At 59.3% G+C, this 22,667-nt stretch carries 21 protein-coding genes; 15 read left to right on the top strand and 6 right to left on the bottom strand.

Annotated features, from left to right (window positions below):
* Positions 1–260 precede the first annotated feature (260 nt).
* The 8 genes from QMX93_RS13915 (at position 261) to QMX93_RS13950 (ending at position 9,071) form a co-directional block, all read left to right on the top strand.
* Positions 261–617, top strand: a complete 357-nt coding sequence (locus tag QMX93_RS13915; protein WP_156316191.1) for a glutamine amidotransferase — start codon at positions 261–263, stop codon at positions 615–617.
* Positions 618–710: 93 nt separating this feature from the next.
* Positions 711–2,069, top strand: a complete 1,359-nt coding sequence (locus QMX93_RS13920) for a glutamine synthetase family protein (protein WP_007913846.1) — start codon at positions 711–713, stop codon at positions 2,067–2,069.
* Positions 2,070–2,125: 56 nt separating this feature from the next.
* A complete protein-coding gene (locus QMX93_RS13925; RefSeq protein ID WP_159811924.1) occupies positions 2,126–3,490 on the top strand; it encodes an aspartate aminotransferase family protein in 1,365 nt (454 codons plus the stop codon).
* A gap of 171 nt (positions 3,491–3,661) precedes the next feature.
* Positions 3,662–4,774: a polyamine ABC transporter substrate-binding protein gene (locus tag QMX93_RS13930; RefSeq protein ID WP_282356571.1), complete on the top strand. Its 1,113-nt coding sequence runs from the start codon at positions 3,662–3,664 to the stop codon at positions 4,772–4,774.
* Positions 4,775–4,960: 186 nt separating this feature from the next.
* The gene (locus tag QMX93_RS13935) at positions 4,961–6,058 is read left to right on the top strand and encodes a polyamine ABC transporter substrate-binding protein (protein WP_053124832.1); all 1,098 of its coding nucleotides are present in this window, start codon (positions 4,961–4,963) and stop codon (positions 6,056–6,058) included.
* A 66-nt stretch (positions 6,059–6,124) separates the two neighbouring features.
* Positions 6,125–7,267, top strand: a complete 1,143-nt coding sequence (gene potA, locus QMX93_RS13940) for a polyamine ABC transporter ATP-binding protein (RefSeq protein ID WP_008085321.1) — start codon at positions 6,125–6,127, stop codon at positions 7,265–7,267.
* A 35-nt stretch (positions 7,268–7,302) separates the two neighbouring features.
* The gene (locus QMX93_RS13945; protein WP_282356588.1) at positions 7,303–8,184 is read left to right on the top strand and encodes an ABC transporter permease subunit; all 882 of its coding nucleotides are present in this window, start codon (positions 7,303–7,305) and stop codon (positions 8,182–8,184) included.
* Positions 8,181–9,071 (top strand): ABC transporter permease subunit, encoded by an 891-nt coding sequence (locus QMX93_RS13950; protein ID WP_053124828.1) that lies wholly within the window; start codon positions 8,181–8,183, stop codon positions 9,069–9,071. Before QMX93_RS13945 ends, QMX93_RS13950 begins: the two co-directional genes overlap by 4 nt.
* Before the next feature lie 176 nt (positions 9,072–9,247).
* Here QMX93_RS13950 and QMX93_RS13955 read toward each other — a convergent pair whose 3' ends face one another.
* Positions 9,248–9,889 (bottom strand): HD domain-containing protein, encoded by a 642-nt coding sequence (locus QMX93_RS13955; RefSeq protein WP_282356572.1) that lies wholly within the window; start codon positions 9,887–9,889, stop codon positions 9,248–9,250.
* A 306-nt stretch (positions 9,890–10,195) separates the two neighbouring features.
* Here QMX93_RS13955 and QMX93_RS13960 point away from each other — a divergent pair, with 306 nt between their 5' ends.
* Positions 10,196–11,161: a GlxA family transcriptional regulator gene (locus tag QMX93_RS13960; RefSeq protein ID WP_282356574.1), complete on the top strand. Its 966-nt coding sequence runs from the start codon at positions 10,196–10,198 to the stop codon at positions 11,159–11,161.
* 180 nt (positions 11,162–11,341) lie between these two features.
* Here the strand turns inward: QMX93_RS13960 and QMX93_RS13965 are convergent, their stop codons facing one another.
* Both QMX93_RS13965 and QMX93_RS13970 read right to left on the bottom strand, forming a co-directional pair.
* Positions 11,342–13,753 (bottom strand): penicillin acylase family protein, encoded by a 2,412-nt coding sequence (locus QMX93_RS13965; RefSeq protein WP_282356576.1) that lies wholly within the window; start codon positions 13,751–13,753, stop codon positions 11,342–11,344.
* Positions 13,754–13,855: 102 nt separating this feature from the next.
* Complete coding sequence (locus QMX93_RS13970; protein WP_053124820.1) at positions 13,856–14,434, bottom strand: DUF6436 domain-containing protein; 579 nt, start codon at positions 14,432–14,434, stop codon at positions 13,856–13,858.
* A gap of 99 nt (positions 14,435–14,533) precedes the next feature.
* On the opposite strand from QMX93_RS13970, the gene QMX93_RS13975 reads away from it, so the two are divergent.
* The gene (locus QMX93_RS13975; RefSeq protein ID WP_282356577.1) at positions 14,534–15,481 is read left to right on the top strand and encodes an alpha/beta hydrolase; all 948 of its coding nucleotides are present in this window, start codon (positions 14,534–14,536) and stop codon (positions 15,479–15,481) included.
* 104 nt (positions 15,482–15,585) lie between these two features.
* On the opposite strand, the gene QMX93_RS13980 is transcribed toward QMX93_RS13975, so the two are convergent.
* Positions 15,586–16,317 carry a DUF2059 domain-containing protein gene (locus QMX93_RS13980; protein ID WP_282356578.1) on the bottom strand — a complete coding sequence of 244 codons (732 nt, stop codon included), beginning with the start codon at positions 16,315–16,317 and terminating at the stop codon, positions 15,586–15,588.
* A 108-nt stretch (positions 16,318–16,425) separates the two neighbouring features.
* On the opposite strand from QMX93_RS13980, the gene QMX93_RS13985 reads away from it, so the two are divergent.
* A complete protein-coding gene (locus QMX93_RS13985) occupies positions 16,426–17,058 on the top strand; it encodes a 2OG-Fe(II) oxygenase (RefSeq protein ID WP_282356580.1) in 633 nt (210 codons plus the stop codon).
* Positions 17,058–17,543, top strand: a complete 486-nt coding sequence (locus tag QMX93_RS13990) for a DUF523 domain-containing protein (RefSeq protein WP_282356582.1) — start codon at positions 17,058–17,060, stop codon at positions 17,541–17,543. The genes QMX93_RS13985 and QMX93_RS13990 overlap by 1 nt, the downstream gene beginning before the upstream one ends.
* 224 nt (positions 17,544–17,767) lie before the next feature.
* On the opposite strand, the gene QMX93_RS13995 is transcribed toward QMX93_RS13990, so the two are convergent.
* Positions 17,768–18,337, bottom strand: coding sequence for a transporter substrate-binding domain-containing protein (locus QMX93_RS13995; protein ID WP_282356583.1), 570 nt, complete (start codon positions 18,335–18,337; stop codon positions 17,768–17,770).
* A gap of 135 nt (positions 18,338–18,472) precedes the next feature.
* On the opposite strand from QMX93_RS13995, the gene QMX93_RS14000 reads away from it, so the two are divergent.
* A complete protein-coding gene (locus QMX93_RS14000; RefSeq protein WP_053124809.1) occupies positions 18,473–18,898 on the top strand; it encodes a DUF4399 domain-containing protein in 426 nt (141 codons plus the stop codon).
* A gap of 120 nt (positions 18,899–19,018) precedes the next feature.
* Here QMX93_RS14000 and serA read toward each other — a convergent pair whose 3' ends face one another.
* Positions 19,019–20,248 carry a phosphoglycerate dehydrogenase gene (gene serA, locus QMX93_RS14005; protein ID WP_053124806.1) on the bottom strand — a complete coding sequence of 410 codons (1,230 nt, stop codon included), beginning with the start codon at positions 20,246–20,248 and terminating at the stop codon, positions 19,019–19,021.
* 204 nt (positions 20,249–20,452) lie between these two features.
* Between serA and QMX93_RS14010 the strand changes: the two genes are divergently transcribed.
* A complete protein-coding gene (locus tag QMX93_RS14010; RefSeq protein ID WP_282356585.1) occupies positions 20,453–21,847 on the top strand; it encodes an FAD-binding oxidoreductase in 1,395 nt (464 codons plus the stop codon).
* A gap of 41 nt (positions 21,848–21,888) precedes the next feature.
* Positions 21,889–22,554 carry a fumarylacetoacetate hydrolase family protein gene (locus tag QMX93_RS14015; RefSeq protein ID WP_008085293.1) on the top strand — a complete coding sequence of 222 codons (666 nt, stop codon included), beginning with the start codon at positions 21,889–21,891 and terminating at the stop codon, positions 22,552–22,554.
* The last annotated feature ends 113 nt before the right edge of the window (positions 22,555–22,667 follow it).

The raw sequence follows: 22,667 nt of genomic DNA on the forward strand, positions 1-22,667 counted from the left end.
TTAAAAATATCAATCATTGATCTTTTCTGGTTTCAGTCAACCCGAACGGCCTGCCGAAGTCAAGCGAGGCCTTTTTTGCCCTAAAAAAGCGCTGCAAGGGCATTTATGGGGCACTTTGGGGCGCTTTTGAGACGCTGGGACGCTTGCCACCCGCAGGCTTGAGCAGGCCGTGTTGTATTTTTTACGGGGGTGTTGTGTAAAAAAATGAACAAGGCTAAGCTCGGATCAAACCCATAACAGCAATAATACCGGGGTGCTTCATGTCTCGCCTGCCGTTAATCGGCATCACCGACTGCTCGCAACAGTCCGGTCTGCATGCTTATCACATCAGTGGCGACAAATCCGTCCAACGCTCCGCCAATAAGGCGCGCAGCCTGTCGACGAGGTTCTCGTCAGCAGCAGGCAAAACGGCAGCGTCCGATATTCTGGACGTACGACAAGGCACTCTGTTTATGGCGTCCCCTTCCAATATAGATCTCTTTTACTCCCAAAGCCTGTGCCGGCTGCCAAGCCGTGCTCACGATTCTGCACGCCTGAACTGTGCACAGGAAATGCAACGCCAGCGTAAAGGGCAGGTAAGCTCCTCTTTCATTGTCTATGCGCGGTGCCTGGCGTAAGCCCGCACTGCGCACAAGCAAGCCCTTTATCGCGACGCCCCGGCGTCAAACTTTGCCTGACATAGCGTCAGGAGACTCAGCCCAGAGGCATTTATGAGTAACAACCTCGACCAGCTCACCGATTGGTTGAAAGACCACAAGATCACAGAAGTCGAATGCATGATCGCCGACTTGACCGGGATCACCCGTGGCAAGATTTCGCCGACCAACAAGTTCATCGCCGAAAAAGGCATGCGCCTGCCAGAAAGCGTTCTGTTGCAGACCGTGACCGGCGATTACGTCGAAGACGACATCTATTACGAACTGCTCGACCCGGCCGACATCGACATGATCTGCCGTCCCGACCAGAACGCCGTGTACATGGTGCCGTGGGCCATCGAGCCGACCGCACAGGTGATCCACGACACCTACGACAAGCAAGGCAACCCGATCGAGCTGTCGCCGCGCAACGTGCTCAAAAAAGTTCTCAAACTCTATGCCGACAAAGGCTGGCAGCCAATCGTCGCGCCGGAAATGGAGTTCTACCTGACCAAGCGCAGCGACGACCCTGACTATCCATTGCAGCCGCCAATCGGTCGCTCGGGCCGTCCGGAAATCGGTCGTCAGTCGTTCTCCATTGAAGCGGCGAACGAATTCGACCCGCTGTTCGAAGACGTCTACGACTGGTGCGAACTGCAAGAACTGGATCTCGACACGCTGATCCACGAAGACGGCACGGCGCAGATGGAAATCAACTTCCGTCACGGCGACGCACTGTCGCTGGCCGACCAGATTCTGGTGTTCAAACGCACCATGCGCGAGGCCGCGCTCAAGCACGACGTCGCTGCGACCTTTATGGCCAAACCGATGACGGGCGAGCCGGGCAGTGCGATGCACTTGCACCAGAGCATCATCGACATCGAGACCGGCAAAAACGTCTTCTCTAATGAAGACGGCACCATGAGCCAGCTGTTCCTGCACCACATCGGTGGTTTGCAGAAACTGATTCCTGAGCTGTTGCCGTTGTTCGCGCCGAACGTCAACTCGTTCCGCCGCTTCCTGCCGGACACCTCGGCACCGGTGAACGTGGAATGGGGCGAAGAAAACCGCACCGTGGGTCTGCGCGTACCGGACGCCGGCCCGCAGAACCGTCGGGTGGAAAACCGTCTGCCGGGCGCCGACGCCAACCCGTACCTGGCGATTGCCGCGAGCCTGCTCTGCGGTTACATCGGCATGGTCGAAGGCCTCAACCCGAGTGCGCCAGTGGTCGGACGTGGTTATGAACGCCGCAACCTGCGCCTGCCGCTGACCATCGAGGATGCACTGGAGCGTATGGAAAACAGTGCAACCATCGAGAAGTACCTGGGCAAAACTTTCATCACTGGCTACGTCGCGGTCAAGCGGGCCGAGCATGAAAACTTCAAGCGCGTGATCAGTTCGTGGGAGCGCGAGTACCTGCTCTTCGCCGTCTGATACGCCGGGCGCGGCGTGCAGACGCCGCGCCTTCACCGATAACAAGGAGAATTGGCATGACCAGCAACAACCCGCAAACCCGCGAGTGGCAAGCACTCAGCAATGATCACCACCTGGCGCCGTTCAGCGACTTCAAGCAGCTGAAAGAGAAAGGTCCGCGGATCATTACCAGCGCCAAGGGCGTGTACCTGTGGGACAGCGAGGGCAACAAGATCCTCGACGGCATGGCCGGTCTGTGGTGCGTGGCCATCGGTTACGGTCGTGATGAACTGGCCGACGCCGCCGCCAAACAGATGCGTGAACTGCCGTACTACAACCTGTTCTTCCAGACCGCGCACCCGCCGGCACTGGAACTGGCCAAGTCGATCGCCGACGTGGCGCCAGAAGGCATGAACCATGTGTTCTTTACCGGTTCCGGCTCCGAAGGCAACGACACCATGCTGCGTATGGTTCGCCACTACTGGGCGATCAAAGGCCAGCCAAACAAGAAGGTCATCATCAGCCGCAAGAACGGTTATCACGGTTCGACCGTGGCTGGCGCGAGCCTCGGTGGCATGACCTATATGCACGAGCAAGGCGACTTGCCGATCCCGGGCATCGTCCACATCGCACAGCCGTACTGGTTCGCTGAAGGCGGCGACATGTCCCCGGAAGAGTTCGGTATCTGGGCGGCCAATCAGCTGGAAGAAAAGATTCTCGAAGTCGGCGTCGACAACGTCGGTGCCTTTATTGCCGAGCCGATTCAGGGCGCCGGCGGCGTGATCATTCCGCCAGACACCTACTGGCCGCGCATCAAGGAAATTCTCGCCAAGTACGACATCCTGTTCGTCGCGGACGAAGTGATCTGCGGTTTCGGCCGTACCGGTGAGTGGTTCGGTAGCGATTTCTACGACCTCAAACCTGACATGATGACCATCGCCAAAGGCCTGACCTCCGGTTACATCCCGATGGGTGGCCTGATCGTGCGCGACACCGTGGTGGCAGTGCTCAACGAAGGCGGCGATTTCAACCACGGCTTCACCTACTCCGGTCACCCGGTGGCGGCAGCGGTGGGTCTGGAAAACATCCGCATTCTGCGCGACGAAAAAATTATCGAGAACGCGCACAACGAAACGGCACCGTATTTGCAGAAACGTCTGCGGGAACTGAACGATCACCCGTTGGTGGGTGAAGTTCGCGGCGTCGGTCTGTTGGGGGCCATTGAGCTGGTGCAGGACAAGGCCACTCGCAAGCGTTACGAAGGCAAGGGCGTCGGCATGATCTGCCGTCAGTTCTGCTTTGATAACGGCCTGATCATGCGCGCTGTCGGCGACACCATGATCATCGCGCCGCCGCTGGTGATCAGCAAAGCGGAGATCGATGAACTGGTTACAAAGGCACGTAAATGCCTGGATCTGACCCTCAGTGCATTGCAGGGCTAAGTGCTAGGCTCTGAGCGGGGGAGCCGCGGCGCTCTCGCTCAAAGCTGTCAGAAAGGCTGGTCTTTTCTTGAAAGACCGCCTCGGATCTTGCCAGACTAGCCGCGGTTCCAGTTGTCCGGGTTCGGCCGCTGAACAAAGTGGTTCAAAAAAAGAAAATTTGGAGCATTACGCATGAAGGCATTAGGCAAAAAGCTCGCTGGCAAGACTCTGCTCGCCATGTCCCTGATGGGAATCATGGCGGCTGCGGCTCAGGCGGACGACAAGGTGTTGCACGTCTACAACTGGTCGGACTACATCGCTCCGGACACCATCAAGAAGTTTGAAGACGAGTCGGGCATCAAAGTCGTTTACGACGTCTTCGACAGCAACGAAACCCTCGAAGCCAAACTGCTCGCAGGCAAGTCCGGCTACGACATCGTCGTACCGTCGAACAACTTCCTCGCCAAGCAGATCAAGGCCGGTGTTTACCAGACGCTGGACAAGTCCAAGCTGCCTAACTGGAAAAACCTCAACACTGACTTGCTCAAAGCCGTGTCGGTCAGCGACCCGGGCAACGAGCACGCTTTCCCGTACATGTGGGGCTCGATCGGCATCGGCTTCAACGCCGAGAAGGTCAAGGCTGCACTGGGTGCCGACGCACCTGTCGATTCGTGGGATCTGATCTTCAAGCCGGAAAACGCGGCCAAGCTGAAATCCTGCGGCATCAGCCTGCTCGACTCGCCAACCGAGATGATTCCGGTGGCGTTGCACTACCTGGGCCTGCCAACCGACAGCCAGAAGAAAGAAGACATCGACAAGGCTGAAGCGCTGATCATGAAGGTGCGTCCTTCGATCGCCTACTTCCACTCGTCCAAGTACATCTCCGACCTGGCCAACGGCAACATCTGCGTCGCCGTCGGTTACTCGGGTGACATCTACCAGGCCAAGTCCCGCGCGGCTGAAGCCGGTGACAAGGTGAAAGTCAGCTACAACATTCCGAAAGAAGGTGCGGGCAGCTTCTACGACATGGTCGCCATCCCTAAAGATGCCGAAAACGTCGAAGGCGCCTACAAGTTCATGACCTTCCTGCAGAAGCCGGAAATCATGGCTGAAATCACCAACGCCGTACGCTTCCCGAACGGTAACGCCGCTGCAACGCCACTGGTTGATAAAGACATCACCAGCGATCCGAGCGTTTACCCACCGGCTGACGTACTGGCCAAGCTGTACGCGATCGCCGACTTGCCGGCCGCAACTCAGCGGATCATGACCCGCAGCTGGACCAAGATCAAATCCGGTAAATAAGCCGATTTGAAGCGATAACCGCTGGCCGTCGCCCTCGCGATGGCGGCCAGCGGATCAATTAAATGACAAAAGTTTTGCTGGAACGGTTTTTCGAGGGTAAGTTGCGCGCCGGTTTTGTTGCCGGGCAGCCACGGCTGTCATGCAGCGCGGGGCAACTTGGGCCCAACTAATTTAGAGGACCTCCACTTGCCTATTTTTTCTTCTTTGCGCAATGCCCTGCTGGCCACTGCCGGCCTGACGATTGCTGTCGGTGCCCAGGCCGCCGGTACGGTGCATATTTATAACTGGTCGGACTACATCGGCGAGACGACCCTGGCTGACTTCCAGAAAGCCACCGGGATCAAACCGGTTTACGACGTGTTCGATTCCAACGAAACCCTGGAAGGCAAACTGCTGGCCGGGCGTACCGGTTACGACGTGGTCGTGCCGTCGAACCACTTCCTCGGCAAGCAGATCAAGGCAGGCGCGTTCCAGAAGCTCGACCGCTCGCAGCTGCCGAATTATTCGAATCTCGACCCGGCGCTGCTCAAGCGCCTGGAGCAGAACGATCCGGGCAACTTGTACGCCGTGCCGTACCTGTGGGGCACCAACGGCATCGGTTACAACGTCGATAAAGTGAAGGCTGTACTGGGTGTCGACAAGATCGATTCCTGGGGCGTTTTGTTCGAACCAGAGAACATCAAGAAGCTGCAAAGTTGCGGCGTAGCGTTCCTCGATTCGGCGGATGAAATGATGCCGACCGTGCTCAACTACATGGGCCTGAACGCCAACAGCACCAATCCCAAGGACTACGAAAAAGCCACAGCCAAGCTGCTCGCGGTGCGTCCTTACGTGACCTACTTCCACTCCTCGAAATACATCGGTGACCTGGCCAACGGCGACATCTGCGTGGCCATCGGTTTCTCCGGCGATATTTTCCAGGCGAAGAACCGCGCTGCCGAAGCCAAGAAAGGCGTGAACATCGCCTACTCGGTGCCGAAAGAGGGCGGCGCGCTGTGGTTCGACATGCTGGCGATTCCGAAGGATTCGTCGAACGTGAAGGAGGCTCACGCCTTCATCAACTATTTGCTGAAACCTGAGGTGATTGCCCAGGTCAGTGATTACGTCGGTTACGCCAACCCTAACCCTGGGTCGGACAAACTGATGGAACAGTCCATCCGTACCGATGAGTCGGTGTACCCACCGCAGGCCGTTATCGACAAGGCCTACGTGTCGACCGAGTTGCCACCGAACATTCAGCGTCTGATGACCCGCAGCTGGACCAAGGTCAAGTCGGGGATGTAAGGCACACACTATCCTGGGTTCGCCTTGCGGGGCGGACTGCATTGTTTTTATCTGGGAGTTTCGTAAATGGCAGTTGCCTCCGGCGCCTATAAGAAAGCCCTCGAGGGCGACCAGACACCGAAACAGGTGTTGGTCAAAATCGACAGGGTCACGAAGAAGTTCGACGAGACGATTGCCGTGGACGATGTGTCCCTGGAAATCAAAAAGGGCGAAATCTTCGCTCTGCTCGGCGGATCGGGATCGGGCAAATCCACTCTGCTGCGGATGCTGGCAGGGTTCGAACGGCCCACGGAGGGGCGCATTTTCCTCGACGGCGTCGACATTACCGACATGCCGCCGTACGAACGTCCGATCAACATGATGTTCCAGTCGTACGCCTTGTTCCCGCACATGACCGTGGCGCAGAACATCGCCTTCGGCCTCAAGCAGGACAAGATTCCGGCGGCTGAAGTCGACGCCCGCGTGGCTGAAATGCTCAAGCTCGTGCAGATGAGCCAGTACGCCAAGCGCAAGCCGCATCAACTGTCCGGCGGTCAGCGTCAGCGTGTGGCACTGGCGCGTTCGCTGGCCAAGCGGCCGAAGCTGCTGTTGCTCGACGAACCGATGGGCGCACTGGATAAAAAACTGCGCTCGCAGATGCAGCTGGAGCTGGTCGAGATCATCGAGCGCGTCGGCGTGACCTGCGTGATGGTGACCCACGACCAGGAAGAGGCCATGACCATGGCCGAGCGCATCGCGATCATGCACCTGGGCTGGATCGCTCAGATCGGCAGCCCGATCGACATCTACGAAACCCCGACCAGCCGTCTGGTCTGCGAATTTATCGGTAACGTCAACATCTTCGAAGGCGAAGTGATCGACGACGCCGAAGGCCACGCGACCATCACCTGCAAAGACCTCGATCGGCAGATCTACGTCGGCCACGGCATCAGCACCTCGGTGCAGGACAAATCGGTGACTTACGCGATTCGTCCGGAGAAGCTGCTGGTCACCGCCGATCAACCGACCTGCGAGTACAACTGGTCGAGCGGCAAGGTGCACGACATCGCCTATCTGGGTGGGCACTCGGTGTTCTACGTCGAGTTGCCGAGCGGCAAACTGGTGCAGTCGTTCGTGGCCAACGCCGAACGCCGTGGCGCACGTCCGACCTGGGGTGATCAGGTTTACGTGTACTGGGAAGACGATAGCGGCGTGGTACTTCGCTCATGAACATGCGCAAATTCAAACGCCGCATCAACCGAATAATCCCCAGTGGCCGGCAACTGGTCATCGGGGTCCCGTTCATCTGGCTGTTTCTGTTCTTCATGTTGCCGTTCTTCATCGTTTTGAAGATCAGCTTCGCCGAAGCCGATGTGGCGATTCCGCCGTACACCGAGATCTACACCTTCGTTGAGCAGAAGCTGCAACTGCTGCTGAACCTGGGCAACTACGCGATGCTGGCGGGCGACGAGTTGTACATCGCCGCCTACCTCGGCTCGTTGAAGATGACGCTGATCAGCACCGTCCTCTGCCTGTTGATCGGCTACCCGATGGCCTATGCCATCGCCACCGCCCGTAAAGAGATGCAAACGGTGCTGGTGCTGCTGATCATGATGCCGACCTGGACGGCGATCCTGATCCGCGTTTACGCGTGGATGGGCATCCTCAGCAACAACGGCCTGCTCAATGGTTTCCTGATGAGCATGGGCTTTATCGACGAGCCGCTGCAGATCCTCAACACCAACCTTGCGGTGTACATCGGTGTTGTCTATTCGTACCTGCCGTTCATGATCCTGCCGCTGTACGCCAACCTGGTGAAGCACGATCACAGCCTGCTGGAAGCCGCTTCCGACCTCGGTTCGAGCACCTTCAATAGTTTCTGGAAAATCACCATTCCGCTGTCCAAGAACGGGATTATTGCCGGCTGCATGCTGGTGTTCATCCCGGTGGTGGGCGAGTTCGTGATCCCGGAACTGCTCGGCGGCCCGGAAACCCTGATGATCGGTAAAGTGCTCTGGCAAGAGTTCTTCAACAACCGTGACTGGCCGGTGGCGTCCGCGCTGGCGGTGGTGATGCTGGCGATCCTGATTGTGCCGATCATTCTGTTCAACCGCAGTCAGGCCAAGGAAATGGAGGGTAAAGAATGAAGCGCATCCGTTTCTCCAGCCTGATGCTGGTACTGGGTTTGTTGTTCATCTACTTGCCGATGCTGATCCTCGTGATCTACTCATTCAACGCCTCGAAACTGGTGACGGTGTGGGGCGGCTGGTCGATCAAGTGGTACGTCGGCCTGCTCGACAACACCCAACTGATGGGCTCGGTGGTGCGCTCGCTGGAAATCGCCTGCTACACGGCGGTGGCAGCGGTGGCGCTGGGTACGCTGGCGGCATTCGTGCTGACCCGTATCACTCACTTCAAGGGCCGCACGCTGTTCGGCGGCCTGGTGACTGCGCCGTTGGTCATGCCCGAAGTGATCACCGGTCTGTCGCTGTTGCTGCTGTTTGTGGCCATGGCGCAGATGATCGGCTGGCCGCAGGAACGCGGCATTGTCACCATCTGGATCGCGCATACGACGTTCTGTGCGGCTTACGTGGCGGTGGTGGTGTCGGCGCGTCTGCGTGAGCTCGATCTGTCGATCGAAGAAGCGGCGATGGACCTCGGTGCTCGGCCGTGGAAGGTGTTCTTCCTGATCACCATCCCGATGATCGCGCCATCGCTGGCGGCGGGCGGCATGATGTCCTTCGCCCTGTCGCTGGACGATCTGGTATTGGCGAGCTTCGTTTCCGGCCCGGGTTCGACGACCCTGCCGATGGAAGTGTTCTCGGCGGTGCGTCTGGGCGTGAAGCCTGAGATCAACGCCGTGGCGAGCTTGATTCTGTTGGCGGTATCGATCGTGACGTTCCTTGTCTGGTTCTTCAGCCGCCGTGCCGAAGAAGCGCGCAAGAAAGCCATCCAGCAAGCCATCGAAGAAAGCGCTGCCGATTCGTGGAAGCAACCGGACGTCCGCCGCGCGCCTGCGCCGGAAGCGGCTTAAGCAATATCGGGTTGGCCTCTACTTTGAGGTCAACCCAAATCTGATGTTGGAATGGGCTTTTGTGGTGAGGGGATTTATCCCCGATGGACTGCGTAGCAGGCCTGTTTTTTTGGGGTCGCTCCGCAACCCATCGGGGATAAATCCCCTCGCCACAGGGGCCAGTTTCAAATCTGGTTTTAGGCAGTCCAAGGGGAATTGCGGATGACTTCGACGAAGTTCATCGGTTTGAACCCTGGCACCTGATCCTTCAGCACATCGGTCTTCACGTTGCCAAACGTGGTCTGCGGACGATGGCGCAAGCCGTCGGCGAACGCGCAGATGATGCATTCCTTGAAACCTTCCCCACGTGGATGCGCATGCACCACCGCTTCGCGCTGCACGGTGCTGAACGCCGAGTAATCCATGCCCAGCACGTCCATCTCGACACCCGCCGTCACCAGCGCCACGGTCGGGCGCAAGTGTTTCGGCACGCCCGGCGTGGTGTGCAGGGCGATCGATAACCAGACTTGTTCGATGTCGTCATCGCTCAAACCGTACGGCTTGAGAAACGCCGCCGCCGCGTTGGCGCCGTCCACTTCAAAACGCTCGTCAGCGCTGCGATGGCCTTCGACCAGACCGAGGTCGTGGAACATCGCACCGACATAGAGCAGCTCTGGATCGTAGGCCAGTTGCTGGCGTTCACCGCTCAGCGCGCCGAACAGAAATACCCGGCGTGAGTGGTGGTAAAGCAGATCGGATTCGATGTCGCGGATGTACTCGGTGGTGGCGCGGGCGAGGGCGCTGTCGGGGATTTTGATGCCGGCGATGGTCGTGCTCATGGTGCTTTCCTTTCTGAAAGCGCCGTCGTGGCGCTGATGGGGAAAGTCTGTTCCCGACGCTGCAAGCGAACAATCGGCGCATGGCTGCGATCCTTGCCAATCCACCTGCAAATCGTGCCAACTGCCCGTCACAGGTTGGAATGCGATCCATTGTGGTGAGGGGATTTATCCCCGTTCGGCTGCGCAGCAGTCGCAAATCCAGCCATGAGGACTGCCTGACACAACGAGGTGTATGGTCTTGGGGCTGCTTCGCAACCCAACGGGGATAAATCCCCTCGCCACAGGGTTACAGGGGACTTCAAAAACATGAATAAAACCGTCGCCATCGTGGTGTTCGCAGGTGTGCAGTCGCTCGACGTCACCGGCCCCATGGATGTGTTCGCCGAGGCTAACCGTTTCCTCGCGCCGGAAGATCACTATCGGCTGGAAGTGATCGGTCTGGAAAAAACACCAATGGCCTGTTCCAACGGCTTGATCCTCAACGCCCATCGCCATTTCAGTGAAGCGCTGGACGCCTATGACCTGCTGCTGGTCGCCGGCGGGCCGCAGTTGCCGTTCATGGATTTCGGTGCGACGTTCGACACCTGGCTGCGCGACGCCTGCGCCCGTGCACAGCGTTTCGGCTCGATCTGCAACGGCGCTTTCATGCTCGCCCGCGCCGGGTTGCTGGAAGGGCGCACCGTGACCACGCACTGGAACGATGCCGAGGCTTTGGCGCAGTTGTGTCCATCGACGCAGGTGGACGCCGATCGTTTGTACGTCGAGGACGGCACGCTCTACACCTCGGCCGGGGTGACGGCGGGGATTGATCTGTCGCTGTATTTACTGGCGCGTGATCACGGTGCTGAAGTGGCGCTCAGTGTGGCGAAGCGGCTGGTGGTGTTCACTCAGCGCTCGGGCGGGCAGTCGCAGTTCAGCCCGTTCCTCACGCCGCATGCGGAGCCGACGTCGGCGGTGGCGATGGTGCAGTTGTATGTGCTGGCCAATCTGACCGGCGATCTGACCATTGCCGATCTGGCCAACGCGGCGAACATGAGCGCGCGTAATTTCTCGCGGGTGTTTGCCCGGGAAGCGAAGGTGACGCCGGCGGAGTTTGTCGAGCGGGCGCGGGTGGATGCGGCGCGGGTGATGCTGGAGAGCACGACGGCGCCGTTGAAGACGGTGGCGTATCAGTGCGGGTTTCGCGATGCGCAGCATATGCGCGGGGTGTTTAACCGCAGGTTGGGCGTGACGCCGCAGCAGTTTCGGCTGAATTTTGCGCTGATGGTTTGACCCTCACCCCAGCCCTCTCCCAGAGGGAGAGCGGGCCGATTCGGGGATATTGGGGAGATACGCCGACGTGATGTTGCTGTATCGAATCCATAATCGACTCGATCTCTCAAGTCGGTGCATAGCGAAAGACACCTCGGTCAGTCCCCTCTCCCTCCGGGAGAGGGCTAGGGTGAGGGGCTTTTAAGGTTTCGCCCGCATCGGCAACAGCTTCAACGTGCTATGCGTATTCGCCGTCACCTCTTCCTCACTAAAGTGCGCCTGCACATAAATCCCATCAACATACGCCTCAGCCTGATCGTCATAGTGGCTATCAAACGGCACACCACTCTGCCCAACCGGGTTAATCGTCAGCCCATGCGCCGGATCCGCAAAATCCACCAAGCGCCGCGTCGACGGCCCATACGTCACTGGCCACGGCGCCGGACCGATCTTCGCCGAAAGATTGTTTGGCACCTCATGACTGCCCGGCGCCGCAAACGGCCCGACGTTGAAAATCCGATCCAGCGGCTTCTGCTGCCCCAATGGATGGCCATGCGTCAGCGTGTGCGCCGCGCCCCATTTCCACTCGGCAGTGTTGTCGCCGAGGGTCAGCTTCAAGTGCTGCATGCTCGCCGCCCACGCGGTGCGCACAACATCGGCGCGAGTCTCTTTGGCCGGCGTGTTGCGGTTATCCCACCACGGCGAATCAGCGTTCGCCGCCAGACGTGGCAGCGCCGAATCGATCACCCGCGTCGACAACAGCGTGTCGAAAAACTCATTGCCCAATTCATCACGCATCGCCGCATCGGCGAGGTCGTAGAGGAACTGGCTAAACACCGTCGCACTCACCGAATCCAGCGGATAGTCACCCGGCCACTGCGCCAGTTGCTCGACCAGTTTCATCTGCGCTGGATCGCTCACCACTTCACGCAGCACCGGCAGCAAAGGCGCCAACACGCGCGGGCCGTAACCGGTCGCGGTGCCGAGTTGCAGCTTCTGGTTGGCCTCGTTCGTCCACTTGATATTCTTGTCGCTGAGCTGACGATTAAGCTGCTGCCCGCGATCGGCGAGATTGTAGTAACCGGGAATCTCCATGCCGGTCGGCGACAGCGGCTGGAAGTTGGCCGAGACGATGTAGCCGCGCGCCGGGTTCTCTTCCTGCGGGTTGGCGCTGAACGGGTAGTAACCGTCCTTGTCCGCCTGATTGCTGCTGCCGTCGAGAATGAATTCCGGCCTTACCCCGGCCGGGCGCTTGGGCAGCAACGCCGAGGCCCACCAGGCGATATCACCCTTGGCGTTGGCGTAAACCAGGTTCAGCCCCGGCGCCTGCACTTTTGCGGCCGCCGCGCGGGCCTTGGCCAACGTGTCGGCACGGTTGAGCTGATAGAAACCTTCGAGGATCGGGTTCGGCGTTTCGAGGAACGCCCACCACATCGCGATCGGCGTCTTGCCCGCTGCGGTGCCGAGTGCGTCGTTGACGATCGGGCCGTGGGGCGATTGGCGCAGGATGAGGGTCACCGGCGATTGGCCCTTCACATTGATCTGCTGTTCGCTGACGACCATGTCCGTCCACTGGCCGCGATACCAGACCTGATTGGCATTGTCCGGATTGACCTTCTCGGCGATCAGATCCAGATCGTCGTTCTGGAACATGGTCAGGCTCCAGCCGAAATCGAGGTTGTGCCCCAGAAACGCAAACGGCACCAGCGCCTGATGATGGCCGTACAGCTCAAAACCCGGCGCCGACAATTGCGCCTCGTACCACACCGACGGCACCGAGAAACGAATGTGCGGGTCTCCGGCCAGCAGCGGTTTGCCGCTCTGGCTGCGACTGCCCGAGATCACCCAGGCGTTGCTGCCTTCGAACTGCGGCAAGCCGTTGTCGATCAGTGCTTGTTCGCTGAGACGGGCGAGGGCGTTGAGGTCTTTCCAGTCGCCAGCCGCCAGGGCCGGCGTCGATGTGCTGTGGCCCTTGGCGAGCACGCCTTTGGGCTGCCAGTCGAGATCGAAGACGTTGAGGTAATCGGCGCCGAGTTGATCGCGCACGTAGGTCAACAGCGGCTCGGTACGAAACGCGGCGGCAAAGCTGTAAGCCATGTAACCGGCGACGCTGATGCTGTCCTCAGCAGTGAACGGCCGTTTCGGGATGCCCAGCACGTCGAACTCGATCGGCGCGGCGTGGGTGTCCTGATACTGGTTGATGCCATCGAGGTACGCTTGCAGGGCCTTCCACGACGGCGACTGTTTATCGAGGCTGGCGACGTAACTGGCGGCGCGCTCACGGATGCGCAGGCTGCGGAACAGCTTGTCGGTGTCGAGCAGTTTTGGCCCGAGCACCTCGGCCAGTTCGCCACGGGCGAGGCGGCGCATGGCTTCCATCTGGAACAGACGATCTTGCGCATGCACATAACCGAGGGCGCGGTAGAGGTCGGTTTCATTTTCGGCGCGGATGTGCGGCACGCCGCGCTCGTCGTAGCGCACGGTCACCGAACCCTGCAGGTTGCGCAGTTCGACCTGACCCTGTCGCGTCGGTTGTTTGCTGTAGACATACCAGCCGGCGCCGGCGAGCAGAACAACGATGAGCAGGGCCAGTACGGTGAACACGCGCTTCATGGTGACTCCTTGTGCTTGCGGGATTGCCGCCCGTCGGGCTGCAAACAATTAGCACAGTCCATCTGTGCCGTGCAGTGCTGTCCTCGAAAAGTCCGGAATGCCTTACTGCGCTTCCACCGGCCATGGGCAATAACAGCCGACCGCCAAAGTGTGCGTGGCATTCACCGGGCGATCGTCGGTCAGCGCGTTGAGGATTGGTTCGATAAAGCTGTTGCTGGAGTTGCAGGTCAGGCCTTCGCTGTACGGGCCGAAGTACGCCAGTTTGCCGCTGCGATCCCAGATCGCCACGGCCGGGCTGGCGGGCACTTGCTCGGAGCCGGGCAAGATCGTGAGGGTTTTCAGGCTGCTGAGCGTGGCGGGCAACTGGCCGTGGCTGCCGGCTCTCTGCACGGCAAAGAACTCGACGCCCTTGGCGCTGAATTGCTCGACCATCTCGGTCAGGTGCTGTTGATTGCCGACGTTGCACGGGCAGGCCGGATCCCAGAAATGCACCAGACGAATCGGCCCGGGCCCGGCGAGATCATCGGGCAGGCGCAGCGGATCACCGGAAAACACCGCGGTGTGTTCGCTGAATGCACGCAGGTAACGACCCTGAAACCAGTCGTACGCCGCCCACAGCACCCCGGCACAAATAAGCGCGAGCAGGCTGGCAAACAGTGCGGTGCGGTAGGGCGAACGCATGGTTTTCGATCCCAAAGAGGTGGGCTAGCTTGCCATGCTTGCCCCGACAGATGAATATCGCAGGCCGATAAAGTCTGTTTACCGTTTTGGAATCTTTGCATGCCTGCCACTTTCGACCCCGATCAAATACGCGCCAGCCTCAAGCCGTTGGCTGAGTGGCAGCCGTTGTCGGATGAGGCCAAGGCATATCAGCGCTTCTATCAGACTGACTTTCCCGAGCGCGATTTGTGGTGTGGGATGGGCCGTTTCGAAGTCGATGGCTACGAACTGGTCAGCCATTGCTGGTGGCCGGAGAAGGTCAAGGCGACGCTGTTTCTGCTGCACGGTTTTTACGATCACGTCGGGCTCTATCGGCATGTGATCGAGTGGGCGCTGGATCAGGATTTTGCCGTGATCGCCTGCGACTTGCCGGGCCATGGCCTGTCGAGCGGGCCGCGCGCGAGCATCCGCGACTTCTCCGAATATCAGGACACCCTGCAAGCGTTGTTCGCCGAAGCGCGTTCGATTGCCCTGCCTGAGCCGTGGCATTTGTGCGGGCAGAGTACCGGCGGCGCGATTGTGGTTGATCATTTGCTCAACCATGGCGAGAGCAGTCCGGCGCAAGGCCAGGTGATTTTGTTGTCGCCGCTGGTGCGACCTCGGGCGTGGGGTTGGTCGCAGCTGAGTTATTACGTGTTGAGGCCTTTTGTTCGAGGCATCGCGCGGCGCTTCAGCGAGAACTCGAATGACCCGGAATTTCTGCCGTTTCTGCTGAAGGATCCGTTGCAGCCAAAGCGCTTGCCGACGGCGTGGGTCGGGGCGTTGTCACGCTGGATCGTGCGCGTTGAACACGCGAAAAAAAGTCCGCGACGGCCGCTGATCATTCAGGGGCAGGCGGACATGACAGTGGACTGGCAGCACAATTTGCAGGTGTTGAAGTGGAAGTTTGATCGGCCGCAGATTCTGCTGCTGGCGGAGGCGCGGCATCATCTGGCAAATGAGACGGTGGAGATGCGAGAGGAGTATTTCGAGTTTCTGAGCAAGCGGATCAGGGGGCGGAATCTTTAGCGTCTGGGAGGGCCTCTTCGCGAGCAAGCTCAGCTCCTACAAGGGGAGCGTAATCCCGTAGGAGCAAAGCTTGCTCGCGATGGCGGTCTATCTGGCGAAGAAGATCACTGCCCAACCGCCAACCCCGCCCGAATCGCCGCCAGCGCCGCCTGATAATAAGCCTTGCCCTCAGCCGATTCGGCAAACGTCGCAAACTCTTCCAGCTCTTCATCCGACAAGTCGCGATAAACGTAAAGCAGCGTGTTGTTCATGTCCGCGCCAATCTGATCCATCAGGCGCTGACGCTGACCGTTCAACATGCTCTGCGCCTGACCACCGCCAAGCAATCCCGGAATCATCGAACTCAAACTGTCTGCCGCGACGCCGGCAATCGCCAGGCTCACTTCGGCGCCCGCTTCACGCGCGGGCAAGGCTTGAGCGAGGTGGCCGATGATCAGCAGACGGCTGTCGCTGACCTGCATCTTCGGCAGACCCTTGGCGTTTTTCGCCAGTTGATCGCGGCGGGTCGCGAGCAATTCGGCGGCGACGATTTTTTTGCCCAGTGGCGATTGAAAGAAGGTCAGCGCCGGTTTCGGGTCGGCGAGGTTCTGCCGCAGTTGCGCTTCGGCGCGTTGATCCACGGCCTGCGGGGCAAAGCGCTGATTGCTGTTGTTCAGCAGCGCTTGAAACACCGCGGGCGGCAGGCTGTTTTGATAGCGCTGCTGAGCGGCCGTCAGGGCGTCGTTGAAATGCGCGCGTTGTTCTGGCCAGCCGGCGACCTTGTACAGCTGATCGTGGCCGTCCGCCCAGACGGGCAAAACACAGAACATCAACAGTGAAAAAAGCAAACGGCGCATAGGGACTCCTGTCAGCAGCGGACTATTCTCCGTGCGGTGCCGGTACTTGTCGAGAATTCGTATCAAGCCGCTGCGTGGCTCTGTCGGATTTTTCGCCGGCGGCATACTATGCGCGCCATGCAAATATCCTCTGAACACCCGCTGCTGTTACGCATTGTCGACGACCTGGCCGATCACGGCTGGTCGCAGCAGAACATTTTCCTGCCCGCCGGTTTGACCCGCGAGTTGGCGGCCGAGTGCCGTAAACGCGAGGCCGAAGGTGAACTGGCGCCGGCAGCGGTGGGGCGTGGGCCGTTTTCAGAGATTCGCGAGGGGATTCGTGGCGATCATATCCAGTGGATCGACCCGGGTCAGGCCGAGTCCAGTGACCGTTATCTGAATCTGATGGAGAGCCTGCGCGAGGCGCTCAATCGTGGCTTGTTCCTTGGCCTTGAAGATTTTGAATGCCATTTCGCCCTGTATCCGCCCGGTGCGTTTTATCGCCGGCACGTCGACCGTTTTCGCGACGATGACAAGCGCATGGTTTCGGTGGTGGTTTACCTCAATGACGCCTGGCTGCCGGAGGACGGTGGGCAGTTGCGCATGTACCTGAACGAGGATCGCGTGCACGACGTGCAGCCTACCGGCGGTTGTCTGGTGGTATTTCTCTCCGGCGAAGTGCCGCACGAAGTGCTGCCGGCGAACCGCGAGCGTTTGTCGCTGACCGGTTGGTTCCGCCGTCGTGGGAACGAGCCGTTCTGATGGAAAAGATTCTGGTCAGCCGCTGCCTGTTGGGTCATCGCGTGCGTTACGACGGCGGCGCGAGCGGGCCGTTTGATTTGCTCGAGCAGTGGATTGCCGAAGGGCGCGTGGTGCCGTTGTGTCCGGAAGTCGCGGGCGGTTTGCCGACGCCACGGGCGGCAGCGGAGATTCCCGGAGGGCAGGGCGCTGAGGTGCTGGATGGAACTGCTGCGGTGATCACCACCGAGGGCGAGGACGTCAGTGCGCAGTTTCTGGATGGTGCGCGGCAGGCGCTGGCTCTCGTGCAGAAGCATGGCATTCGCGTGGCAGTGCTGAAAGCCAACAGTCCATCCTGTGGGAACCTGCGGACCTATGACGGGACGTTCAGTGGCGTGAAAGTCACTGGCGAAGGCGTGACGGCTGCACTGCTCAAGCGCCATGGTGTGCAGGTTTTCAGCGAACTTGAATTGGCTGAGACGGCGGTGGCTTTGGCTGCTTTGAACTGATCCGAAATCGTTGCCCTCACCCCAGCCCTCTCCCGGAGGGAGAGGGGGCCGACCGAGTTGTTCGGCGTCTTACATCGACCTGAAAGACCTTATCGACTATGGATTCGACACAGCCATGACCAGTCGATTTCGGATTCGGTACATCCATTTCAGGTCGGCGTATCCCTTCAGCATCCCCCATTCAGTCCCCTCTCCCTCTGGGAGAGGGCTAGGGTGAGGGGCTTTTAAGGCTTCAACCACTTCTCGGTCAGCGCCGCCAAGCGCCCATCCGCCCTGATCCGCTGCATCGCGCTTTCAAGGCTGGCGTGAAACGCCGGGTTACCCTTCTGAAACGGAATCGCCAATTCCACCGGCGCGCTCGCCTTCGGTTTGGCATCCGTCAACGCCTGCACCAGCACCATCGGTTGCGGCTGCGCCGGCTCATCCTTCTTCGCCAGCATCTGCGCCTCGACCTTGCCATAAGACTCGACGTCGAAACGATCCTTGAGTTCGGCGGTCAGTGCTATGTGGTTGAGCGCAACGTCGTATTTGCCGCTTTCAACGCCCTGGTACAGGTCGGCTTCGTCGGTGACGATGAAGTCGGCGCGCACATCCAGCTCGTTGGCGAGCATTTGCCCCAGCTCGACCTCGAACCCCGTGAGTTTGTCGCCATCGTCCTTGTAATTGAAGGGCGGTGTATTAGCCTCAAGGGCTATGCGCAGCTCACCGCGATCATTGACGTCATCTATAAGTTCGGCGTGAGCCAATGGGCTCAGAAGGGGTAGCAGGCAGATCAGGCCAGGCAGAAAACGCATGGTCACTCCTTTGAAATCATTATCGCGATGCTCTGATTCAGGCTCGCTTTGCTATGGTTGTCGAGTGCCTTCGACAACGAATGGTCATGAAGTTGTCATGACCGTGCGGATTTTACGGAAAAACTGGAGAAGAAAATGAAAAGCTTTATGTCACGTGCAGCATTGGCCGGTGTGCTGATGGGTGTTTCGGTGCTGGCCAGTGCTGCCACCCCTGCGCCAAAAGGTGCCGAAGTGTTCATCGTTTCTCCCGAGGACGGGGCCACGGTTTCCCAGCAGTTCAAGGTCAAGTTCGGTACCAAGGACGTCGCACTGGCACCGGCCGGTGACGTCACCGCCAACACCGGTCACCACCATCTGCTGATCGACGCCAAGGAAATCGTTCCGGCCGGCGCTGTGGTGCCGACTGACGCCAACCACATGCACTTCGGCAAGGCGCAGACCTTTGCTGAAATCAAACTGGCCCCGGGCAAGCACACCTTGCAACTGGAGTTGGGTGACAAGAATCACATGGCGTTCGACCCGCCAATCGTCTCGAAGAAAATCACCATCAACGTCGAATAAAAAAAGGGAGCCCTTTCGGGGCTCCCTTTTTTTATCAGCGGCGAGTTGCGAGCCACGAGCTTCAAGCAAAAGCTAAGCGAACATCACTTGTCGCTTGTCGCTCGCGGTTTGTAGCTGTTCTTAGAAAAGAACGCGGCTACGGATAGTGCCGTTGATGTGCTGCAGCTTCTCTTGCGCCAGATCCGAATACTCGGCGTCGACGTCGATCACCACGTAGCCAACCTTCTCGTTGGTCTGCAGGAACTGACCGGAGATGTTGATGCCGTTTTCGGCGAAGACCTTGTTGATCTCGCTCATCACACCCGGAATGTTCTCGTGGATGTGCAGCAGGCGGTGCTTGCCAGGGTGAGCCGGCAGGGCCACTTCCGGGAAGTTTACCGACGAAACCGAAGTACCGTTGTCGCTGTACTTGACCAGTTTCTCCGCCACTTCCAGACCGATGTTGGCTTGCGCTTCGGCGGTCGAACCACCGATGTGCGGGGTCAGGATCACGTTGTCGAGGCCACGCAGCGGGCTTTCGAACTCTTCGTCGTTGGAGCGTGGCTCCACCGGGAACACGTCGATGGCCGCGCCGATCAGGTGCTTGTCCTTGATCGCGTCCGCCAGGGCGTCCAGCTCGACCACGGTACCGCGCGCCGCGTTGATCAGGATGCCGCCCTTCTTGATGGCGCGGATTTCCTTCTCGCCGATCATCCACTGGGTCGCAGCGGTTTCCGGAACGTGCAGGGTGACGATGTCGGACATGCCCAGCAGCTCGGTCAGGTTACCGACCTGAGTGGCGTTGCCCAGCGGCAGCTTGGTCACGGTGTCGTAGAAATACACCTGCATGCCCAGGCCTTCAGCCAGAACCGACAGCTGAGTACCGATCGAGCCGTAGCCGACGATGCCGAGTTTCTTGCCACGGATCTCGAAGGAGTTGGCTGCGGATTTGATCCAGCCGCCACGGTGGCAGGAAGCGTTTTTCTCCGGGATGCCGCGCAGCAGCAGGATCGCTTCGGCCAGCACCAGCTCGGCAACGGAGCGGGTGTTGGAGTACGGCGCGTTGAACACGGCAATACCGCGCTCGCGGGCAGCACTCAGGTCAACCTGGTTGGTGCCGATGCAGAAACAGCCGACCGCTACCAGCTTCTTCGCGTGATCGAAGATCTCTTCGGTCAGTTGCGTGCGCGAACGAATGCCGATGAAGTGAGCGTCAGCAATCTTTTCCTTGAGCTGGGCTTCCGGCAGAGAACCGGTGAGGTACTCAATGCTGGTGTAGCCCGCCGCCTTGAGGACGTCGACAGCCGATTGGTGGACGCCTTCGAGAAGAAGGAACTTGATCTTGCTCTTATCGAGAGAAGTCTTGCTCATCTGCGTAAACCTGTATCCCGGAGAAAAATGGCAGGAAATGGTCAACAGACGCTGACCCGGACGACAAGAATGTCGTCTCCGCGGATCTGGCCTTGGGCACTGTCCTGCGGGGTCGATATGCTAGCATAGCCTCCCCGCTAAACACTCATTCCTGCGACGTGAAGCGTTCTCAGGATGACCATGAATTGTTCGAGAGTTCTGTCGATGACCAATCCTGCCCTGATTGATGAACTGAAGACCCTGGTTGAGCCTGGCAAAGTCCTCACCGACGCCGACTCCCTGAATGCGTACGGCAAGGATTGGACCAAGCACTTCGCCCCGGCGCCGAGCGCTATCGTGTTTCCCAAGACCATTGAGCAGGTGCAGGCGGTTGTCCGCTGGGCCAATACGCACAAGGTGGCGCTGGTGCCGTCGGGCGGGCGCACCGGGCTTTCCGCCGCTGCGGTGGCGGCGAATGGCGAAGTGGTCGTCTCGTTCGATTACATGAATCAGATTCTCAACGTGAACCTCACTGACCGCACCGCCGTTTGTCAGCCGGGCGTGGTCACCGAGCATTTGCAGAACGTCGCCGAAGAAAAAGGCCTGTATTACCCGGTCGACTTCGCCTCGGCAGGTTCCAGCCAGATTGGCGGCAACATCGGCACCAATGCCGGCGGGATCAAAGTGATTCGCTACGGCATGACCCGCAACTGGGTGGCTGGCATGAAAGTCGTCACCGGCAAGGGCGACGTGCTGGAACTGAACAAAGACCTGATCAAGAACGCCACTGGTTACGACCTGCGCCAGCTGTTCATCGGCGCTGAAGGCACGCTGGGTTTCGTCGTCGAAGCGACCATGCGCCTCGATCGTGCGCCGAAAAACCTCACCGCGATGGTGCTCGGCACCGCCGATTTCGACTCGATCATGCCGGTGCTGCACGCCTTCCAGGGCAAACTCGACCTGACCGCGTTCGAATTCTTCTCCGACAAAGCGCTGGCGAAGGTCATGGGTCGTGGCGACGTACCGGCGCCGTTTGAAACCGATTGCCCGTTCTACGCGTTGCTGGAATTCGAAGCGACCACAGAAGAAGTGGCCAACAGCGCACTGGAAACCTTTGAGCATTGCGTCGAGCAGGGCTGGGTGCTGGACGGCGTGATGAGCCAGAGCGAAACCCAGCTGCAGAATCTGTGGAAGCTGCGCGAGTACATCTCCGAAACCATCTCGCACTGGACGCCGTACAAAAACGACATCTCGGTCACCGTGTCGAAAGTGCCGGCATTTTTAAAGGAAATCGACGCGATCGTCGGCGAACACTATCCGGATTTCGAAATCGTCTGGTTCGGCCATATCGGCGACGGCAACCTGCATTTGAACATCCTCAAGCCGGATAACTTGAGCAAGGACGAGTTCTTCGCCAAGTGCGCGACTGTCAACAAGTGGGTGTTCGAAACCGTCGAGAAGTACAACGGTTCGATCTCCGCCGAGCACGGCGTGGGCATGACCAAACGTGATTATTTGACCTACAGCCGCTCGCCGGTTGAGATCGAGTACATGAAAGCGGTAAAAGCGGTGTTCGACCCGAACGGCATCATGAACCCGGGCAAGATCTTCGCGGTTTGATCTGTAATCTTTGATGAATCAATGAAGGCAGGAGTCGGTAAATGAGCTATCAGCACCAGTACGTCGACGGCACGCGCATCCACTTCCCGATCGGGAAAGTCGTGTGCATTGGCCGTAATTACGCCGAACACGCCAAGGAACTGGACAACCCGGTGCCTACCGAGCCGTTGCTGTTCATCAAGCCGGGCAGTTGCGTGGTTGAGCTGGAAGGCGGTTTCGCCATTCCGACCGAGCGCGGTTCGGTGCACTACGAAGCGGAAATCGCCGTGTTGATCGGCAAGCCGTTGTCGACCAAGCCGAGCCGTGAAGAAGTGCTGGATGCGATCTCCGGTTTCGCCCCGGCGCTGGATCTGACCCTGCGCGACAAACAGGCCGAGTTGAAAGCCAAGGGTCTGCCGTGGGAAATCGCCAAGTCGTTCGACGGCGCGGCAGTAATCGCTCCGTTCGTGGTCGGCAGCACCTTCGCTGACCTGACCGACATCGGCATTCGCCTGACCATCAACGGCGAAGTCCGCCAGGACGGCAACAGCAGTGCGATGCTCAACCCGATCGTGCCGATGATCCAGCACATGGCCGGCTGCTTCTCGCTGCAGGCGGGTGACGTGATCCTGACTGGCACGCCAGTGGGCGTCGGCCCGCTGAATGTGGGCGACGACATCGTCCTGGAACTGGTCGGCGCGAGCAGCTTCACCAGCAGCGTGCGCTGATTAAGCATTTTTTGTTGTGATGTGATTTTGTGGCGAGGGGATTTATCCCCGTTGGACTGCGCAGCAGTCCCAAGATCTTTGGGGCCGCTGCGCGACCCAACGGGGATAAATCC

Source organism: Pseudomonas sp. PS01303, from assembly GCF_029959385.1.
Taxonomy (GTDB): domain Bacteria; phylum Pseudomonadota; class Gammaproteobacteria; order Pseudomonadales; family Pseudomonadaceae; genus Aquipseudomonas; species Aquipseudomonas rustica.

Coding starts and splice junctions, on each gene's coding strand:
- QMX93_RS13915 (WP_156316191.1), top strand. CDS start 261: ATGTCTCGCCTGCCGTTAATCGGCATCACCGACTGCTCGCAACAGTCC.
- QMX93_RS13920 (WP_007913846.1), top strand. CDS start 711: ATGAGTAACAACCTCGACCAGCTCACCGATTGGTTGAAAGACCACAAG.
- QMX93_RS13925 (WP_159811924.1), top strand. CDS start 2,126: ATGACCAGCAACAACCCGCAAACCCGCGAGTGGCAAGCACTCAGCAAT.
- QMX93_RS13930 (WP_282356571.1), top strand. CDS start 3,662: ATGAAGGCATTAGGCAAAAAGCTCGCTGGCAAGACTCTGCTCGCCATG.
- potA (WP_008085321.1), top strand. CDS start 6,125: ATGGCAGTTGCCTCCGGCGCCTATAAGAAAGCCCTCGAGGGCGACCAG.
- QMX93_RS13950 (WP_053124828.1), top strand. CDS start 8,181: ATGAAGCGCATCCGTTTCTCCAGCCTGATGCTGGTACTGGGTTTGTTG.
- QMX93_RS13955 (WP_282356572.1), bottom strand. CDS start 9,889: ATGAGCACGACCATCGCCGGCATCAAAATCCCCGACAGCGCCCTCGCC.
- QMX93_RS13960 (WP_282356574.1), top strand. CDS start 10,196: ATGAATAAAACCGTCGCCATCGTGGTGTTCGCAGGTGTGCAGTCGCTC.
- QMX93_RS13965 (WP_282356576.1), bottom strand. CDS start 13,753: ATGAAGCGCGTGTTCACCGTACTGGCCCTGCTCATCGTTGTTCTGCTC.
- QMX93_RS13970 (WP_053124820.1), bottom strand. CDS start 14,434: ATGCGTTCGCCCTACCGCACCGCACTGTTTGCCAGCCTGCTCGCGCTT.
- QMX93_RS13975 (WP_282356577.1), top strand. CDS start 14,534: ATGCCTGCCACTTTCGACCCCGATCAAATACGCGCCAGCCTCAAGCCG.
- QMX93_RS13980 (WP_282356578.1), bottom strand. CDS start 16,317: ATGCGCCGTTTGCTTTTTTCACTGTTGATGTTCTGTGTTTTGCCCGTC.
- QMX93_RS13985 (WP_282356580.1), top strand. CDS start 16,426: ATGCGCGCCATGCAAATATCCTCTGAACACCCGCTGCTGTTACGCATT.
- QMX93_RS13990 (WP_282356582.1), top strand. CDS start 17,058: ATGGAAAAGATTCTGGTCAGCCGCTGCCTGTTGGGTCATCGCGTGCGT.
- QMX93_RS13995 (WP_282356583.1), bottom strand. CDS start 18,337: ATGCGTTTTCTGCCTGGCCTGATCTGCCTGCTACCCCTTCTGAGCCCA.
- QMX93_RS14000 (WP_053124809.1), top strand. CDS start 18,473: ATGAAAAGCTTTATGTCACGTGCAGCATTGGCCGGTGTGCTGATGGGT.
- serA (WP_053124806.1), bottom strand. CDS start 20,248: ATGAGCAAGACTTCTCTCGATAAGAGCAAGATCAAGTTCCTTCTTCTC.
- QMX93_RS14010 (WP_282356585.1), top strand. CDS start 20,453: ATGACCAATCCTGCCCTGATTGATGAACTGAAGACCCTGGTTGAGCCT.
- QMX93_RS14015 (WP_008085293.1), top strand. CDS start 21,889: ATGAGCTATCAGCACCAGTACGTCGACGGCACGCGCATCCACTTCCCG.